Source organism: Bacillus sp. 275 (assembly GCF_001999205.1).
Lineage (GTDB): Bacteria > Bacillota > Bacilli > Bacillales > Bacillaceae > Bacillus > Bacillus velezensis.
The window spans coordinates 1,318,739-1,335,995 of the sequence record NZ_CP019626.1 but is presented as its reverse complement, the minus strand read 5'-3'; the positions used below and the strand labels follow the sequence as shown (position 1 = coordinate 1,335,995).

17 protein-coding genes and 2 riboswitches are annotated in these 17,257 nt (G+C 46.8%); of the genes, 16 read left to right on the top strand and 1 reads right to left on the bottom strand.

What is annotated here, in order from left to right:
* Nucleotides 1–64: 64 nt before the first annotated feature.
* Entirely contained in the window at nucleotides 65–1,606 is a 1,542-nt protein-coding gene (gene guaA, locus BZ167_RS06215; RefSeq protein ID WP_007408887.1) for a glutamine-hydrolyzing GMP synthase, read from the top strand.
* 184 nt (nucleotides 1,607–1,790) lie between these two features.
* Here guaA and BZ167_RS06210 read toward each other — a convergent pair whose 3' ends face one another.
* Nucleotides 1,791–2,558, bottom strand: a complete 768-nt coding sequence (locus BZ167_RS06210) for a GNAT family N-acetyltransferase (RefSeq protein ID WP_042634923.1) — start codon at nucleotides 2,556–2,558, stop codon at nucleotides 1,791–1,793.
* A 320-nt stretch (nucleotides 2,559–2,878) separates the two neighbouring features.
* On the opposite strand from BZ167_RS06210, the gene BZ167_RS06205 reads away from it, so the two are divergent.
* The 15 genes from BZ167_RS06205 (at nucleotide 2,879) to purF (ending at nucleotide 17,252) form a co-directional block, all read left to right on the top strand.
* Entirely contained in the window at nucleotides 2,879–3,412 is a 534-nt protein-coding gene (locus tag BZ167_RS06205; RefSeq protein WP_061861220.1) for a sigma-70 family RNA polymerase sigma factor, read from the top strand.
* Nucleotides 3,394–4,836: a DUF4179 domain-containing protein gene (locus BZ167_RS06200; protein WP_077391976.1), complete on the top strand. Its 1,443-nt coding sequence runs from the start codon at nucleotides 3,394–3,396 to the stop codon at nucleotides 4,834–4,836. The genes BZ167_RS06205 and BZ167_RS06200 overlap by 19 nt, the downstream gene beginning before the upstream one ends.
* 123 nt (nucleotides 4,837–4,959) lie before the next feature.
* Nucleotides 4,960–5,061, top strand: a riboswitch (purine riboswitch).
* 131 nt (nucleotides 5,062–5,192) lie between these two features.
* Nucleotides 5,193–6,515, top strand: coding sequence for an NCS2 family permease (locus BZ167_RS06195; protein ID WP_007408891.1), 1,323 nt, complete (start codon nucleotides 5,193–5,195; stop codon nucleotides 6,513–6,515).
* Between the two features lie 197 nt (nucleotides 6,516–6,712).
* Nucleotides 6,713–7,495 (top strand): DUF6574 domain-containing protein, encoded by a 783-nt coding sequence (locus BZ167_RS06190; RefSeq protein WP_015416966.1) that lies wholly within the window; start codon nucleotides 6,713–6,715, stop codon nucleotides 7,493–7,495.
* Nucleotides 7,496–7,633: 138 nt separating this feature from the next.
* Nucleotides 7,634–7,807, top strand: coding sequence for a Fur-regulated basic protein FbpA (locus BZ167_RS06185; protein ID WP_003155777.1), 174 nt, complete (start codon nucleotides 7,634–7,636; stop codon nucleotides 7,805–7,807).
* Between the two features lie 121 nt (nucleotides 7,808–7,928).
* On the top strand, nucleotides 7,929–8,483 hold the full coding sequence (locus BZ167_RS06180; RefSeq protein ID WP_007408893.1) for a DUF2179 domain-containing protein: 555 nt from the start codon (nucleotides 7,929–7,931) through the stop codon (nucleotides 8,481–8,483).
* Complete coding sequence (locus BZ167_RS06175) at nucleotides 8,480–8,677, top strand: NETI motif-containing protein (RefSeq protein ID WP_003155772.1); 198 nt, start codon at nucleotides 8,480–8,482, stop codon at nucleotides 8,675–8,677. The genes BZ167_RS06180 and BZ167_RS06175 overlap by 4 nt, the downstream gene beginning before the upstream one ends.
* Before the next feature lie 78 nt (nucleotides 8,678–8,755).
* Nucleotides 8,756–8,857, top strand: a riboswitch (purine riboswitch).
* 132 nt (nucleotides 8,858–8,989) lie between these two features.
* Nucleotides 8,990–9,478: a 5-(carboxyamino)imidazole ribonucleotide mutase gene (purE, locus tag BZ167_RS06170; RefSeq protein ID WP_061890460.1), complete on the top strand. Its 489-nt coding sequence runs from the start codon at nucleotides 8,990–8,992 to the stop codon at nucleotides 9,476–9,478.
* Nucleotides 9,432–10,613, top strand: coding sequence for a 5-(carboxyamino)imidazole ribonucleotide synthase (gene purK / locus BZ167_RS06165; protein WP_061890461.1), 1,182 nt, complete (start codon nucleotides 9,432–9,434; stop codon nucleotides 10,611–10,613). Before purE ends, purK begins: the two co-directional genes overlap by 47 nt.
* Nucleotides 10,613–11,905 carry an adenylosuccinate lyase gene (purB, locus tag BZ167_RS06160; protein ID WP_061890462.1) on the top strand — a complete coding sequence of 431 codons (1,293 nt, stop codon included), beginning with the start codon at nucleotides 10,613–10,615 and terminating at the stop codon, nucleotides 11,903–11,905. Before purK ends, purB begins: the two co-directional genes overlap by 1 nt.
* Nucleotides 11,906–11,980: 75 nt before the next feature.
* Nucleotides 11,981–12,700 (top strand): phosphoribosylaminoimidazolesuccinocarboxamide synthase, encoded by a 720-nt coding sequence (purC, locus tag BZ167_RS06155; protein WP_015416969.1) that lies wholly within the window; start codon nucleotides 11,981–11,983, stop codon nucleotides 12,698–12,700.
* Nucleotides 12,700–12,954, top strand: coding sequence for a phosphoribosylformylglycinamidine synthase subunit PurS (gene purS / locus BZ167_RS06150; RefSeq protein ID WP_003155758.1), 255 nt, complete (start codon nucleotides 12,700–12,702; stop codon nucleotides 12,952–12,954). Before purC ends, purS begins: the two co-directional genes overlap by 1 nt.
* Nucleotides 12,951–13,634 carry a phosphoribosylformylglycinamidine synthase subunit PurQ gene (gene purQ, locus BZ167_RS06145; protein ID WP_007408898.1) on the top strand — a complete coding sequence of 228 codons (684 nt, stop codon included), beginning with the start codon at nucleotides 12,951–12,953 and terminating at the stop codon, nucleotides 13,632–13,634. Before purS ends, purQ begins: the two co-directional genes overlap by 4 nt.
* The gene (gene purL, locus BZ167_RS06140) at nucleotides 13,618–15,846 is read left to right on the top strand and encodes a phosphoribosylformylglycinamidine synthase subunit PurL (protein ID WP_061890463.1); all 2,229 of its coding nucleotides are present in this window, start codon (nucleotides 13,618–13,620) and stop codon (nucleotides 15,844–15,846) included. Before purQ ends, purL begins: the two co-directional genes overlap by 17 nt.
* Entirely contained in the window at nucleotides 15,822–17,252 is a 1,431-nt protein-coding gene (gene purF / locus BZ167_RS06135; protein ID WP_007609856.1) for an amidophosphoribosyltransferase, read from the top strand. The genes purL and purF overlap by 25 nt, the downstream gene beginning before the upstream one ends.
* Nucleotides 17,253–17,257: the final 5 nt, after the last annotated feature.

The window sequence follows — 17,257 nt, the reverse complement described above, 5'->3', positions numbered from 1 at the left end:
AGGGCTGAACGTTTGTCCTCCGTTTTTTCTGTGTCAAAAACTTAGAGGAGATTAGGTGACAACCATGACGAAGTTAGTGAATGAAATGATTCTTGTTCTTGATTTCGGCAGTCAGTATAACCAGCTGATTACCCGCCGGATCCGTGAATTTGGCGTATATAGCGAGCTGCACCCCCATACGTTGACAGCTGAGGAAATCAAAGAAATGAATCCAAAAGGAATTATCCTTTCAGGCGGACCGAACAGTGTATATGATGAAGGATCTTTCCGCTGTGACGAAAAAATCTTTGAACTAGATATTCCTGTATTAGGCATCTGCTACGGCATGCAGCTGATGACTCATTATCTCGGAGGAAAAGTCGAGGCGGCAAGCCAGCGCGAATACGGAAAAGCCAACATTCAGATTCAAGGAACTCCTGACTTGTTCAAAGATCTTCCGGAAGAACAAGTTGTCTGGATGAGCCACGGCGATTTGGTTGTAGAAGTTCCAGAAGGCTTCACTGTTGACGCAACAAGCCATCACTGTCCGAATTCAGCGATGAGCAAAGCGGACAAGAATTGGTACGGCGTTCAGTTCCACCCGGAAGTGCGCCACTCTGAATACGGCAATGATCTTCTGAAAAACTTTGTATTCGGCGTTTGCGATTGTGAAGGCAAATGGTCAATGGAAAACTTTATCGAAATCGAAATGCAAAAAATCCGTGAAACAGTCGGAGACAAGCAGGTTCTTTGCGCGCTAAGCGGCGGTGTTGATTCCTCTGTTGTGGCTGCTTTAATTCATAAAGCGATCGGCGACCAGCTGACTTGTATTTTCGTCGATCACGGCCTGCTTCGTAAAGGCGAAGCGGAAGGCGTCATGAAAACGTTCAGCGAAGGCTTTAATATGAATGTCATTAAAGTTGATGCGAAAGACAGATTCTTAAACAAGCTGAAAGGTGTTTCTGATCCTGAGCAAAAACGCAAAATCATCGGCAACGAATTCATTTACGTATTTGATGATGAAGCGGACAAGCTTAAAGGCATCGATTATCTAGCGCAAGGAACGCTTTACACGGATATTATCGAGAGCGGTACTGCAACGGCGCAAACGATCAAATCGCATCACAATGTCGGCGGACTTCCTGAAGATATGCAGTTTGAACTGATCGAGCCGCTGAACACCCTTTTCAAAGACGAAGTGCGCGCGCTTGGCACAGAGCTCGGCCTTCCGGATGATATCGTATGGCGTCAGCCGTTCCCGGGCCCTGGACTTGGCATCCGCGTACTCGGCGAAGTAACGGAAGAAAAACTTGAGATCGTTCGTGAATCAGACGCGATTCTGCGTGAAGAAGTGGCGAACCACGGCCTTGAGCGCGACATCTGGCAGTACTTCACGGTTCTTCCTGACATCCGCAGCGTCGGCGTCATGGGAGATGCGAGAACGTATGATTACACAATCGGTATCCGTGCCGTAACATCAATTGACGGCATGACATCTGACTGGGCGCGTATCCCTTGGGATGTGCTTGAAGTGATTTCGACACGGATCGTCAATGAAGTGAAACACATCAACCGCGTCGTGTATGACATTACGAGCAAGCCGCCTGCAACGATTGAGTGGGAATAGTCAAAAGAAGCTTAGAATCCTTGGTTTATAAGGGTTCTAAGCTCTTTTTTCTTTTATAGCAACAATTGATCCAATATTATTAATTGAACCGTGAATTTTAAAGAAAAAGTATTCCACAATGGGATAATAATTAATGTTGTTTTAGAATAAAGTTTGTTCAAATTAAGCAAATTAAAGAAACCCTCTATTCAAATACAACCATTTCTCCGACATCTATAAATCCAAATCGCTTATAGATATTTTTTCCATCCTCTGAAGCCTGTAATACAACTGGTTTTTGTTTATCCTTTGTTTGCTTTAGAAGAAATTGAAACATTTCACTGCCAATTCCTTTACCTCTAAATGTTTCTTTTGTCATCACATCATAAATACCATAGCTATCTTTGGTTTCTATTAATAAACCGGTAGTTACAGGCATTTCATCTATGCATCCAATAAACATCTGAACTTCTGAACCTAATTTTACTTGTGAAAACGTATTAAAATAACTTTCTAGTGCATCTTTTTCTGGTGTACCCTCAAATAAGCTCATGAATACGTCTATATATTTTAAAAGTTCTTCATCATTTTTCACAGCAGTAATCATAAGCTGATGGGAAATTCTTTGCCCAACATTAAGAGTATTTTCAAGTTTCATCATTACATTACGTTCCGCTTCTTTTAGATCATATTCTTGTATAAGTTTTGTCCAATCCTCAGTTAAATACTGAGCATCAATCCAAATACTAAAGGGATATTTTTTATATGAAAAATTATCGATTCCATGTCTGATCTTAACTGTATTTTTGATATTTGGAGATTTCGGTAATATTACATTGAATGTATCAGTGGGGATTTTTGTATTTGCTATGATGAAATCTTCTTCCTTTGTAAGCTCTCCGCTAACTGTATGGGTAAATGATTTTAATTTTTCTTCCAAATTGTTTATGACTAATTGTTGATTTGTAATCATGTTTTTGCACCTTTCAATTCGATTTAGTGCGCTTTTTTTATTATAAGGTCAACTAAAACACTAAATCACAGTATTTACCCCCTCCCATAATATTCAGAACACGGGGGAGCAATATTTTTAATGGTAACTTCTAAATCAAGGAACTACAAACCCCAAAAGGCTTGATATTCAATAAATTAATTCTTATAATGTTTAGAAAGCATTGAATGGGAATAAATCAAGATAAAAAAACGTCTCTTTTAAAAAAGAGGCGTTTTTTTTTCATCTTTTTGAAACCGTTTTGCCCTGATTCATATCTAACAGCATAGGAGGTGGATAAGGTGAAGGAAGAACGATTGATCAAAAAGGCGAAAAAAGGTGATGCCGCAGCCTTTGAAAAACTGATCACAGCTCATCAGGAGACTTTATATAAAACAGCTTATCTCTATTTGCATCACAAGGAAGATACGCTGGACGCAGTGCAGGAAACGGTTTACAAGGCTTTTCTGCATATCGCGCAGCTGAAGGAGCCGAAATATTTTAAAACGTGGCTGATCCGGATTTTGCTTCATACGATTTTTGCGATGAGGAAAAAGCACGGAGACGTCATCCCGTTTGAGCCGCAACATGATACACGCGCGGAGAATAAGAACATTGAAGAATACATAGATCTTCGGAATGCCCTGGAAACGCTTGACGAACATATACAGCTGACCATTCAGCTTTATTATTTTCAAGATTTCTCGATTGCTATGATCGCTGAACAGACCGGAATGGCGGAAGGCACTGTAAAAACGCATCTCCACAGGGCGAGAAAAGCATTGAAGCAGGAGCTGGAAAAGGAGGATAAATATATATGGAAAAGCATCAAATGAAGCAATTGTATCAGGACATTGACGTGCCGAAAGCTGAATTGAAAAACGTGATACACAGCGCTGCTGTCCGTGCCGGAAAAGAAGGCGCCGTCAGACGGAGATGGGGACGAAAAGTGATAAACGGCCTCGCGGTTGCTGCTGCTTTGTTTATTCTGTATTTGTCCTCAGGTTTATTCATGCCCTCCGTTAATACGGCTATGGGAAACATTCCTGTTGCCGGACAAATTTACAGTCTGTTTCAGGATAAGGCAGGTTCTGCGCTGTTTAAAAGCAATTTGGTGACAAAACTGAATGAGAAAGCGGAATCACGCGGGATTACGGTGACAGTGAAAAGTGTGTATTACGACAGCGGACAGCTCGTTTACAATTTTACCGTTGACAATTTGAAATCAGATGAGGACAGCATCTCTTTTCAAGTTGATTATAAAGATCCACGGAATATGTTAGCAGAGGATTATGACAGCAGTGATATGAAAAAAATGAAAGACGGACGGTACGCGGGGCAGCTTCGCCTGTTCACGGACGGCTCAAAGCTGAAAGACGGTGATAAGCTTCCGCTTGTCATTACACAAATTAAGGATATCCCCGGAAACTGGCGCTTTACACTTCCGATCAAAAAACAAAAGTCCGTTTCTCTTGAAGGAACGAAAGCTGTGAATGTAAATCACGGATTATACCGCTTTTTCGATATCCGGGCGGAAAACGGAACGATGGGATCGGCTCTCCTGTATTCTATCGACTTTCAAGATGCAGCTAAAAATGATGCCATCTCGATTGACGAAGCAACGGATGATGCAGGAAATCATTATGAAATGACGATGTCGAATATTGAACTTGGCGGCAGAAAGAATCTTCCCGGAGGCGGGAAAAGAATACGCGGCCAAACTCAATTCAGCAAACCGATAGACCCGAAAGCGAAAACACTTTTCATAACGGGTAATTTAAAATCAGAATCAGAGCCGGGAGAAATCGTGCTTCTGAAAACAAAACTGCCTGTCAGTTATGAAACGAAACATCATCATGTCGGCATTACCGTCAAAAAGATCAAACAGCAAGGCAGACGGGTGATCGTCGATTATCAATTCAGCGGAATTGATGTAAGCAAAACGGATAAAGATCAGCTGATCAATGTCGGTGAATCAATCGGTCTCGGCAATACGAAAAAAATGAAAACCTGGCCATCAGTTGATGAGTATGAAAAAGGCTATTATCTGAAAGGAAATAAGGCGAAAGTCACGAATCTTAAAACGGGTGAAATGGAATCCGTTTTTGAATTGGATGATTCATCCGATAAAGATTATTCATTGCGCGGTTTCTCATTCGATTCATACGCTTTGTACGTCAATCAAACGGTTATGAACTTGCTGGCGGATGACAAGGGGGTCACATTCGCGGTGCCGGTTCGGCCTGCGGACGGAAAATGATGTCTGGAAGGCGGCTTTTGCCGTCTTCCATTTTTGGTCAATTAACGAATAAACCAAATTTTTTTAACGGGATTGTTCGTTTTTTTTATTGAGTTTTCAAAATTGAATTGATACAATAGACTCAGAAATCAAATATGCAGATATCGTATAATGGCGGGGATATGGCCCGCAAGTTTCTACCAAGCTACCGTAAATGGCTTGACTACGGATCAATCTCAATCGTTTGATATAAATAATCCATTCTTATTTATTCAGACTGAACGTATGTAGTCAAGCGTCCCAAATGTATTTGGGGCGTTTTTTATTTGGCGGATAACGGGCAGAATAAATGGGAGAGAATGAAGGAGGCAATTGGCTTGAAGCAATTTTTTCAGTTTGATGAGCTGGGGACAAGCTATCGTAATGAAATCATCGGCGGTTTAACGACCTTTTTGTCAATGGCGTACATTCTGTTCGTCAATCCGCTGACATTGTCTTTAAACGGTGTGAAAGGATTTCCCGAAGCATTAAAAATTGATCAGGGCGCGGTGTTCACCGCTACAGCATTGGCATCTGCGGCCGGCTGTATTTTAATGGGGCTCATTGCAAAGTATCCGATCGCGATTGCGCCGGGTATGGGATTAAATGCGTTTTTTGCTTTCTCTGTCGTACTCGGCATGGGGATTTCATGGCAGGCTGCGCTTTCCGGCGTCTTGATTTCCGGAATTATTTTCGTGGCGCTTTCGCTGACGGGACTGCGGGAAAAAATCATTAATGCGATTCCGCCTGAGCTGAAATTGGCGGTCGGCGCGGGTATCGGTTTGTTTATCACATTTGTCGGTTTGCAGGGTTCGGGCATTATTGAAGCGAACTCATCGACTTTGGTGTCTATCGGCAATATTCACAGCGGCCCTGTGCTGCTGACGGTTTTCGGTGTTATTGTGACGGTCATTCTGATGGTGCTTCGCGTAAACGGCGGCGTATTTATCGGAATGCTTCTGACGGCGGTTGCCGGCATGGTCTGCGGACTGATTCCGGTTCCGACGCACATTGTCGGCAGCGTGCCGAGTCTTGCGCCGACTTTCGGACAGGCGTGGATGCATCTTCCGGATATCTTCTCCGTCCAAATGCTGATTGTCATTTTAACGTTCCTGTTCGTCGGGTTTTTTGATACGGCCGGTACGCTGGTAGCTGTAGCGACACAGGCCGGGCTGATGAAGGAAAACAAACTTCCGCGTGCGGGAAGAGCGCTTCTGGCGGATTCAACATCAATCGTTATCGGAGCCGTACTCGGTACGTCTACAACGACTTCTTATGTTGAATCCAGCTCAGGCGTTGCGGCGGGGGCGCGCTCCGGCTTCGCGGCTGTTGTGACGGGCATTCTCTTTTTGCTGGCGATGTTTTTCTCGCCGCTTCTGTCAGTTGTCACCACGAATGTGACGGCTCCGGCTTTAATTATTGTCGGCGCGCTGATGGTGGCGCCGCTCGGTAAGATCGCCTGGGATAAATTCGAGGTGGCTGTGCCGGCATTTTTAACAATGATTATGATGCCGCTGACGTACAGCATTGCGACGGGGATTGCGATCGGTTTTATATTTTACCCGATTACAATGATCTGCAAAGGAAAAGGAAAAAGCGTTCACCCGATTATGTACGGGCTGTTCGTCATCTTTATCCTGTATTTCATCTTCTTGAAATAACGGAAAAACCGGCTGAGGACAGCCGGTTTTTTGTTTTTGTCCTATTCCGTAAAACCAATACATACTATAAAACGTCATGTGGGTGTCCGGGTGAAGAAAACCGCTTGACTGTTTGAGGACGCTTCGGTACCTTATATAAGTGTTTTATTTTCTTGTTTAACAAATTCCGCCGTATTTTTTTGATAGGAGTTGCTGACATGACGGAAGAAAGAAAAGAAACGTTGGAAGAAGAAAAACAGCATCAGGGGACTGATGAAGAACCGCTGTCGAGAATGTCCAGAAATGCGGGACGTTATCAAAAGCAAAAGAAAAAAGATAAGGAACGGCGCCCGGCTCCGGCTTTTACGGAAAAACTCGCTTCTGCATGGGCCGCGGTTAAACGTTATTGCCGTTTCGCGCTGCGCATTTTGACATCACCGGTGAAGGTCGTTGGGGAAGACGGCTTTTCCCGCTTTAAATATGCTCTTATTTCAATGCTTGTATTCAGTATCTTTTTCTCAATCGGAAATTGGTTTCAGCTGAGGGCAAGCCAGCAAAGGCCTCTCGGATACGGAGAGCGGCATCATACGTTTTTTGACGGTTTTACCGTCGTTCTCGTGTATACGCTCGTCTTTTTTGCCGCTGCGGCCGGCGCGGTCTGGCTTGTATCACGTTATATGATGAAACAGAAAATCACGATGCGGGATGCGGCCGCGGGGGTCGGATCACTTTTGGTTCCGGCTGTCGCCTGCTCTATCGTGTGGATGATTTTCGCGATATTGAATCTGCCGGTCATCACCGTGGTGTTTACGGCGCTGACCTTGTTTCTGGCCGCCTCGGCGATGGTGCAGTTTGTGCAGATTCTATACAAATCGGCTGAAAAGCCTGCGGCTGACGTGATGTACTGTATTTCCGCGGCGGTCATCATCATGCTCGTTTTTACGGCTGTGACATGGCCGCTTATTTCAGAGTACTTTACTGCTTCGCTGATCCCTTTATAAGTCGAAATTTGTCTTTCACAATGTTTACAAATATTTCTAATAAAGCGTGTTGTTTTGAAAAGCCGTCCGATATATGATGGGATCAACAGAAATTGGAAAGCGGCATTAATCTTTATGATTCGGAAAGGGATGATGAAGATGGCCCCGTTGTTGCGAGAAGCCATTAATCGGAAAAAACAGCACCTGAGGACAAAACTGATCCGCTCAGGGTTTTATCAAGACCATGTTCAGGAACTGTCCGGATACACGCTGAGTGAACTTGAGAAGGAATATGAAGCCGTCAAACGATTGAAAAAAGCCGAGCTTCACTGATAAGAGCTTGAAAGTCTGCCTTGCGGGGCGGGCTTTTTTTTCTTTTGAAAATGATGAAAAGAGGGTAAACTATCCTTAATTGAAAGATTGGCTTTTCAAATTATCAGAGGAGGGGGAATCAATGATGCAGACGATTTTATCCAACAGTATAGGTATGGTTCTCATTATTCTCATCATTAACATTATATATGTCTCTTTCTTTACGATCAGGATGATTCTGACATTAAAGGGACAGCGCTATTTCGCCGCAGGCATCAGTACGATTGAAATCCTTGTGTATGTAACCGGCCTGAGTCTCGTGCTCGGCAATCTGAATCAAATTCAAAACGTCATTGCCTATGCGCTCGGCTACGGCCTCGGCGTCATAGTGGGAATGAAAATTGAAGAAAAACTGGCGCTCGGCTACATAACAGTCAACGTCATTACGAAAGAGCTTGATCTGGACCTGCCGAAACAGCTCCGGGAAAAAGGATACGGAGTCACAAGCTGGGTCGCGGGCGGCCTTGAAGGGGACCGGACCGCCATGCAGATTCTGACGCCGCGCAAATATGAGCTTCAGCTGTATGATACGATTAAAACGCTCGATGAAAAAGCGTTTATCATCGCTTTTGAGCCGAAAGCGATCCACGGCGGATTCTGGGTGAAAGCAGTGAAGAAGAGGAGAATTAAGGAATGACAAAGCCAAAGAAGAAACGGTTTGAAGTAACGGAACATGAAACGATCGACACCATTCTCACTTTAATGAAGGAAGAGGGTTATATGCCCGTCCGGCGGATGGAAGAGCCGATCTTTACAGAAAAGAAAGAAAATGGATCAATTCAAGTCGTTCCTTGCGGGAAAAAAATCGTATTTGAAGGGAAATTGATCTAAACACGAACATTAAAAGAAAGAATTTTTATATCGTTCGATTATGTCGTTGACATTATCCAAGTCCGTTGTTAAGATAAACATGAAATCAAAACACGACCTCATATAATCTTGGGAATATGGCCCATAAGTTTCTACCCGGCTGCCGTAAACGGCCGGACTATGCAGGAAAGTGATAAACAGCTGACATGGATATCGCAGAAGCGAACGACTGACGATACGCGCGCCATGCCCGGTTTGTATTGCTTCCTCATAGTTGCAATATAAGCCGGGCTTTTTTTTCTGAAAAACAAAGCATGAGAAGGTGGGAACAGAATGCAGCCGCTAGCAGGAATCATCATGGGAAGCACTTCCGATTGGGAGACAATGAAACATGCATGCGACATACTTGACGAACTTCACATTCCTTATGAAAAACAGGTGGTATCCGCGCACCGGACGCCTGATTTGATGTTTGAATATGCAGAAAGCGCCAGAGACAGGGGCTTAAAAGTCATTATTGCCGGAGCCGGGGGAGCGGCGCATCTGCCGGGTATGACGGCGGCCAAAACGACACTGCCGGTGATCGGCGTACCGGTTCAGACAAAATCGCTTAACGGGCTTGATTCTCTTCTGTCTATCGTACAGATGCCCGGCGGCGTGCCGGTCGCGACGACTGCGATCGGGAAAGCGGGCGCAGTGAACGCGGGTCTGTTAGCCGCGCAAATTTTGTCGGCATTTGACGATGACATTGCGGATAAACTAGAGGCGAGAAGAAATGCGACAAAACAAACGGTGCTGGAAAGCAGTGATCATCTTGTCTGATAAAAAAACGATTTACCCCGGCGCCGTCATCGGCATTATCGGAGGCGGACAGCTCGGAAAAATGATGGCTGTCGCCGCAAAACAGATGGGCTATAAAGTCGCTGTCGTCGATCCCGTGAAAGACTCGCCATGCGGACAGATCGCCGATATTGAGATTACCGCCCAGTACAATGACCGTGAAGCGATTCAAAAATTGGCCGGAGTCAGTGACATCATTACGTACGAATTTGAAAATATCGATTACGAGGCGCTCAACTGGCTCAAAGAACATGCATATCTTCCCCAGGGAAGCGAGTTGCTGCTCATCACCCAAAACAGGGAAACGGAAAAAAAGGCGATCCAGTCAGCAGGCTGTCAAGTCGCGCCTTATCGGATCGTAAACAGCGGACGGGAGCTTGAGGAAGCCGTTCAGGCACTGGGGCTCCCGGCGGTGCTGAAAACATGCCGCGGCGGATATGACGGCAAAGGCCAATTTGTCATTAAGGAAGAAGGACAGACAGATGAAGCGGCTGCGCTGTTAGAAAACGGCACGTGCATACTGGAAAGCTGGGTATCGTTCCGGATGGAGCTTTCCGTTATCGTGACGAGATCGGTGCACGGTGAGATTTCAACCTTTCCGGCTGCTGAAAATATCCACAAAAATAATATTCTGTTCCAAAGCATCGTGCCCGCGAGAGCGGAGGAAACGGTTCAGAAGCGGGCAGAGGCGCTTGCCGTTCAGCTCGCGGAGAAATTGGAACTTGTCGGGCCGCTTGCGGTGGAAATGTTCGTCACGGAAGACGGAGACCTTTTGATTAATGAACTGGCGCCGCGTCCTCACAATTCAGGGCATTATACGCTCGACCTTTGTGAAACGAGCCAATTCGAACAGCATATCAGAGCGGTCTGCGGACTTCCTCTCGGCAGAACCGATCTTCTCAAACCGGGAATGATGGTGAATCTGCTCGGTGATGAAGTGAAGCTTGCGGAGGAGCATACGGAGCTTTTAAAGGAAGCCAAACTGTACCTGTACGGAAAACATGAGATTAAAAAAGGCCGCAAAATGGGGCATATGACATTTTTGCGGAAGCCTGATGAAACATGGATTCAAGACATCACGAACATATGGATGAAAAGAGACGGAGGACGAGCATAATGATCGAACGTTATTCAAGACCTGAAATGTCCGCGATCTGGACGGACGAAAACAGATACCAGGCATGGCTGGAAGTCGAGATTTTAGCCTGTGAAGCCTGGGCTGAGCTTGGCGTCATTCCGAAAGAAGACGTCAAAGTCATGCGCGAAAACGCGTCTTTCGACATCAACCGCATTTTGGAAATCGAGCAGGATACGCGCCATGACGTCGTTGCATTCACCCGCGCGGTTTCAGAATCATTAGGCGAAGAAAGAAAATGGGTTCACTACGGCCTGACGTCAACAGATGTCGTGGATACCGCTCTTTCCTATCTATTAAAACAGGCGAATGAGATCTTGCTCAAGGACATTGAGAGATTTGTTGACATTATAAAAGAAAAAGCGAAAGAACATAAATACACGGTCATGATGGGCCGCACGCACGGCGTACACGCGGAACCGACGACATTCGGCCTGAAACTCGCGCTTTGGCACGAAGAAATGAAACGCAACCTTGAACGTTTCAAGCAGGCAAAAGAAGGGATCGAAGTCGGGAAGCTTTCCGGCGCGGTCGGCACATATGCAAATATTGATCCGTTCGTAGAACAGTATGTCTGTGAAAAACTCGGCCTGAAAGCGGCGCCGATTTCCACTCAGACATTACAGCGCGACCGACATGCGGATTACATGGCGGCACTGGCTTTGATCGCGACGAGCATTGAAAAATTCGCAGTGGAAATCCGCGGTCTGCAAAAGAGTGAAACACGTGAAGTGGAAGAGTTTTTTGCTAAAGGACAAAAAGGCTCATCGGCTATGCCTCATAAGCGGAATCCGATCGGGTCGGAAAATATGACGGGCATGGCGCGTGTGATCCGCGGATACATGCTGACGGCATACGAAAATGTACCGTTATGGCATGAGCGTGATATTTCTCATTCATCAGCTGAGCGCATCATTCTCCCTGACGCGACAATCGCGCTGAATTACATGCTGAACCGATTCGGCAATATCGTCAAAAACTTAACGGTATTCCCGGAAAATATGAAACGCAACATGGACCGCACACTCGGTTTGATCTATTCTCAACGCGTGCTGCTTGCTTTAATCGACACGGGTCTGCCTCGTGAAGAAGCATATGACACGGTTCAGCCGAAAGCGATGGAAGCGTGGGAAAAACAAGTGCCGTTCCGTCAGCTTGTCGAAGCGGAGGAAAAAATCACGTCCCGTCTCACACCGGAACAGATTGCCGATTGCTTTGACTACAATTATCATTTGAAAAACGTCGACTTGATCTTTGAGCGTTTAGGTTTATAGAAGAAGCCAGCCGGAGGCGGCTTCTTCAGCCGCTATAGATTGAATATTCCCAACATTCGGGTTAGGAGGCCTTCCGTGAATATTGTGAACAATAATCTTCTTTATGAAGGAAAAGCGAAACGAATTTATCAAACTGAAGACGAACAGATTCTCCGCGTGGTCTACAAGGATTCCGCAACAGCCTTTAACGGTGAGAAAAAAGCGGAGATCAGCGGAAAGGGCCGTCTGAACAATGAAATTTCAAGCCTGATTTTCAAACATCTGCACGCCAAAGGAATTGACAACCACTTTGTGGAGCGTGTTTCAGAATCAGAGCAGCTTATCAAAAAAGTGACCATCATTCCCCTTGAAGTCGTGGTCAGAAACATTGCCGCCGGAAGTATGTCGAAACGTCTCGGCATCCCGGAAGGAACTGAGCTTCCGCAGCCGATTATCGAATTTTACTATAAAGATGACGCACTCGGCGATCCGCTCATCACAGAAGATCATATCTGGCTTTTAAAAGCGGCGGCTCCTGAGCAGGTGGAAACGATCAAATCGATTACAAAACAGGTGAATCAAGAGCTGCAGCATATTTTTGAAGACTGCGGCGTCAGATTAATAGATTTTAAGCTGGAATTCGGCTTAGACGCAGAGGGACGGGTGCTTTTAGCGGATGAAATTTCTCCTGACACGTGCCGTCTGTGGGACAAAGACACAAACGAAAAGCTTGATAAAGATTTGTTCAGACGGAACCTGGGAAGCTTAACCGACGCATATGAAGAGATTTTCAAAAGACTGGGAGGCATTTCATAATGTATAAAGTGAAAGTTTATGTCAGCTTAAAAGAAAGTGTGCTCGATCCTCAAGGAAGCGCGGTGCAGCATGCATTGCACAGCATGACCTACAATGAAGTGCAGGATGTGCGCATCGGAAAATACATGGAGCTGACGATTGAAAAATCTGACCGCGATCTTGACGCGCTCGTGAAAGAAATGTGTGAAAAGCTTCTTGCCAATACAGTCATTGAAGACTACCGATATGAAGTTGAGGAGGTTGTCGCACAGTGAAATTTGCGGTGATTGTGTTACCCGGCTCCAACTGTGATATTGATATGTTCCACGCCGTAAAGGACGAACTCGGCGAAGAAGTCGAGTATGTCTGGCACGAGGAAACAAGCCTTGACGGATTTGACGGCGTGCTCATCCCCGGCGGGTTTTCATACGGCGACTACTTGAGATGCGGCGCCATCGCCAGATTCGCAAACATCATGCCGGCCGTGAAAAAAGCAGCTGCCGAAGGAAAACCGGTTCTCGGCGTCTGCAACGGATTCCAGATTCTGCAGGAGCTCGGACTTCTGCCCGGCGCGATGAGACGCAACAAAGATTTAAAGTTCATCTGCCGACCGGTTGAATTAATCGTGCAGAACGGCGGCACGTTATTCACATCTTCCTATGAAAAAGGACAATCGATTACGATTCCGGTTGCCCACGGCGAAGGCAATTTCTACTGTGATGACGAAACGCTTGAAAGATTAAAAGAAAACAATCAAATCGCCTTCACATACGGCGGCGATATTAACGGAAGCGTCAGCGGCATTGCCGGCGTCGTGAATGAGAAAGGCAACGTATTAGGCATGATGCCTCACCCTGAGCGCGCAGTCGATGAACTGCTCGGCAGCGCAGACGGTCTTACATTGTTCCGGTCTATCGTGAAAAATTGGAGGGAAACTCATGTCGCTACTGCTTGAACCAAGTAAAGAACAAATAAAAGAAGAGAAACTCTATCAGCAAATGGGTGTCAGTGATGACGAGTTCGCACTCATTGAATCTATTATCGGAAGATTGCCGAACTACACGGAAATCGGGATTTTTTCCGTCATGTGGTCAGAGCACTGCAGCTATAAAAACTCAAAACCGGTTTTACGCAAATTCCCGACTAGCGGCGAACGCGTGCTGCAGGGTCCCGGAGAAGGCGCGGGAATCGTTGACATCGGTGACAATCAGGCGGTCGTGTTCAAAATTGAATCTCATAACCATCCGTCAGCGATTGAGCCATACCAAGGTGCTGCGACGGGAGTGGGCGGCATCATCCGTGACGTTTTCTCAATGGGCGCCCGTCCGATAGCTGTATTAAACTCTCTTCGATTTGGTGAGCTCACTTCACCTCGTGTGAAGTACTTGTTTGAAGAAGTAGTGGCGGGAATCGCGGGATACGGAAACTGTATCGGAATTCCGACGGTCGGCGGAGAAGTGCAGTTTGACGCAAGCTATGAGGGCAATCCGCTTGTCAATGCAATGTGCGTCGGCTTAATTGATCATAAAGATATTAAAAAAGGCCAGGCGAAAGGTGTCGGCAACACGGTCATGTACGTCGGCGCTAAAACGGGCCGCGACGGCATACACGGCGCTACTTTCGCATCGGAAGAAATGTCAGATTCATCTGAAGAAAAACGTTCCGCGGTGCAGGTCGGCGATCCTTTCATGGAAAAACTTCTCCTGGAAGCATGCCTTGAAGTCATCCAATGCGACGCCTTAGTCGGCATTCAGGATATGGGGGCGGCCGGTCTGACAAGTTCGAGTGCTGAAATGGCAAGCAAAGCCGGCTCAGGCATTGAAATGAACCTTGATCTCATTCCGCAGCGGGAAACAGGTATGACCGCTTACGAAATGATGCTTTCCGAGTCTCAGGAACGCATGCTTCTCGTCATTGAACGCGGACGTGAACAGGAAATTGTCGATATTTTTGATAAATATGATCTTGAAGCGGTTTCCGTAGGTCATGTTACGGATGATAAAATGCTCCGCCTCCGCCATAACGGAGAGGTTGTTTGCGAGCTTCCGGTCGACGCGCTGGCGGAAGAAGCGCCTGTATACCACAAGCCGTCAGCAGAACCCGCGTACTACCGCGAGTTTCAGGAAACGGAAGTTCCCGCGCCTGAAGTAAAAGATGCGACAGAGACGCTTTTTGCCCTGCTGCAGCAGCCGACAATTGCCAGCAAAGAGTGGGTGTACGATCAATATGACTACATGGTGCGCACAAATACGGTGGTCGCTCCGGGCTCTGACGCGGGAGTGCTCAGAATCCGCGGCACGAAAAAAGCGCTGGCGATGACGACGGATTGCAACGCCCGTTATTTATATCTTGATCCAGAAGAAGGCGGGAAAATCGCCGTTGCCGAAGCGGCGCGCAACATCGTATGCTCAGGCGCCGAACCGCTTGCGGTCACGGATAATCTGAATTTCGGAAACCCGGAAAAACCTGAAATTTTCTGGCAGATCGAAAAAGCGGCCGACGGCATCAGCGAGGCGTGCAATGTTCTCAGCACACCCGTCATCGGCGGAAACGTATCACTTTATAATGAATCGAACGGAACGGCGATCTACCCGACGCCTGTTATCGGCATGGTCGGCTTAATTGAAGATACCGCTCATATTACGACACAGCATTTCAAACAAGCGGGGGATCTTGTATACGTGATCGGCGAAACAAAACCTGAGTTTGCCGGAAGCGAACTGCAAAAAATGACAGAAGGCCGCATTTACGGCAAAGCGCCGCAAATCGATCTTGATATAGAGCTGTCACGCCAAAAAGCATTGCTTGACGCGATTAAAAAAGGCTTCGTTCAATCAGCGCATGATGTGTCTGAAGGCGGCTTAGGCGTAGCGATTGCAGAAAGCGTCATGACGACGGAAAACCTTGGCGCCAACGTGACTGTAGAAGGGGAAGCGGCATTATTATTCTCTGAATCTCAATCCCGCTTCGTCGTTTCAGTGAAAAAAGAACACCATGAGGCGTTTGAAGCGGCTGCGGCCGATGCGGTTCATATCGGCGAGGTAACGGCTGACGGACTTCTGGCGATTCAAAACCAGGACGGACAACAATTGGTTCACGCGCAAACGAAAGAACTTGAGCGCGCGTGGAAAGGAGCTATTCCATGCTTGCTGAAATCAAAGGCCTGAATGAAGAATGCGGTGTGTTTGGCATCTGGGGACATGAAGAAGCTCCGCAGATCACATATTACGGCCTGCACAGCCTCCAGCACAGAGGACAGGAAGGCGCGGGAATTGTCGCGACTGACGGTGAAAAACTGACGGCGCATAAAGGACAGGGGCTTATTACCGAGGTTTTTCAAAACGGCGAACTGAGCAAAGTGAAGGGAAAAGGCGCGATCGGGCACGTCCGTTATGCGACGGCAGGCGGAGGCGGATATGAAAATGTCCAGCCGCTCCTGTTCCGTTCGCAAAACAACGGCAGCCTCGCGCTCGCCCATAACGGCAACTTGGTCAACGCCACACAGTTGAAGCAGCAGCTTGAAAACCAAGGGAGCATCTTTCAGACTTCCTCCGATACGGAAGTGCTGGCTCATCTGATTAAACGCAGCGGACACTTTTCGCTGAAGGATCAAATCAAAAATTCGCTATCTATGCTGAAAGGCGCTTATGCCTTTTTAATCATGACTGAAACAGAAATGATCGTAGCGCTTGACCCGAACGGACTCAGACCGCTGTCAATCGGCATGATGGGCGATGCTTACGTCGTCGCATCAGAAACATGCGCATTCGATGTGGTCGGCGCGACATACCTTCGCGAAGTAGAGCCGGGCGAAATGCTGATCATCAATGATGAAGGCATGAAATCAGAGCGTTTCTCCATGAATATCAACCGTTCCATCTGCAGCATGGAGTACATTTATTTCTCAAGGCCTGACAGCAATATCGACGGCATTAACGTGCACAGCGCCCGGAAAAACCTCGGGAAAATGCTTGCCCAGGAGTCCGCGGTTGAAGCGGATGTCGTCACAGGCGTGCCTGATTCCAGTATTTCTGCGGCCATCGGCTATGCCGAGGCAACGGGCATCCCGTACGAACTCGGTCTCATTAAAAACCGTTATGTCGGCAGAACGTTTATCCAGCCGTCACAGGCTCTCCGTGAGCAAGGCGTGAGAATGAAGCTGTCCGCCGTCCGCGGTGTTGTCGAAGGAAAACGGGTCGTCATGGTTGATGATTCCATCGTGCGCGGGACGACAAGCCGCCGGATTGTCACAATGCTCAGAGAAGCGGGGGCGACAGAGGTGCACGTCAAGATCAGTTCACCGCCGATCGCTCATCCGTGCTTCTACGGCATCGACACATCAACCCATGAGGAGCTGATCGCTTCTTCTCATTCCGTGGAAGAAATCCGCCAGATCATCGGTGCCGACACGCTTTCTTTCTTAAGTGTAGACGGATTGTTAAAAGGAGTCGGCCGAAAATTTGAAGACACCAATTGCGGACAATGCCTCGCTTGTTTTACGGGCAAATATCCGACGGAAATTTATCAGGATACAGTGCTTCCTCACGTAAAAGAAGCGGTGCTGACAAAATAAAATGT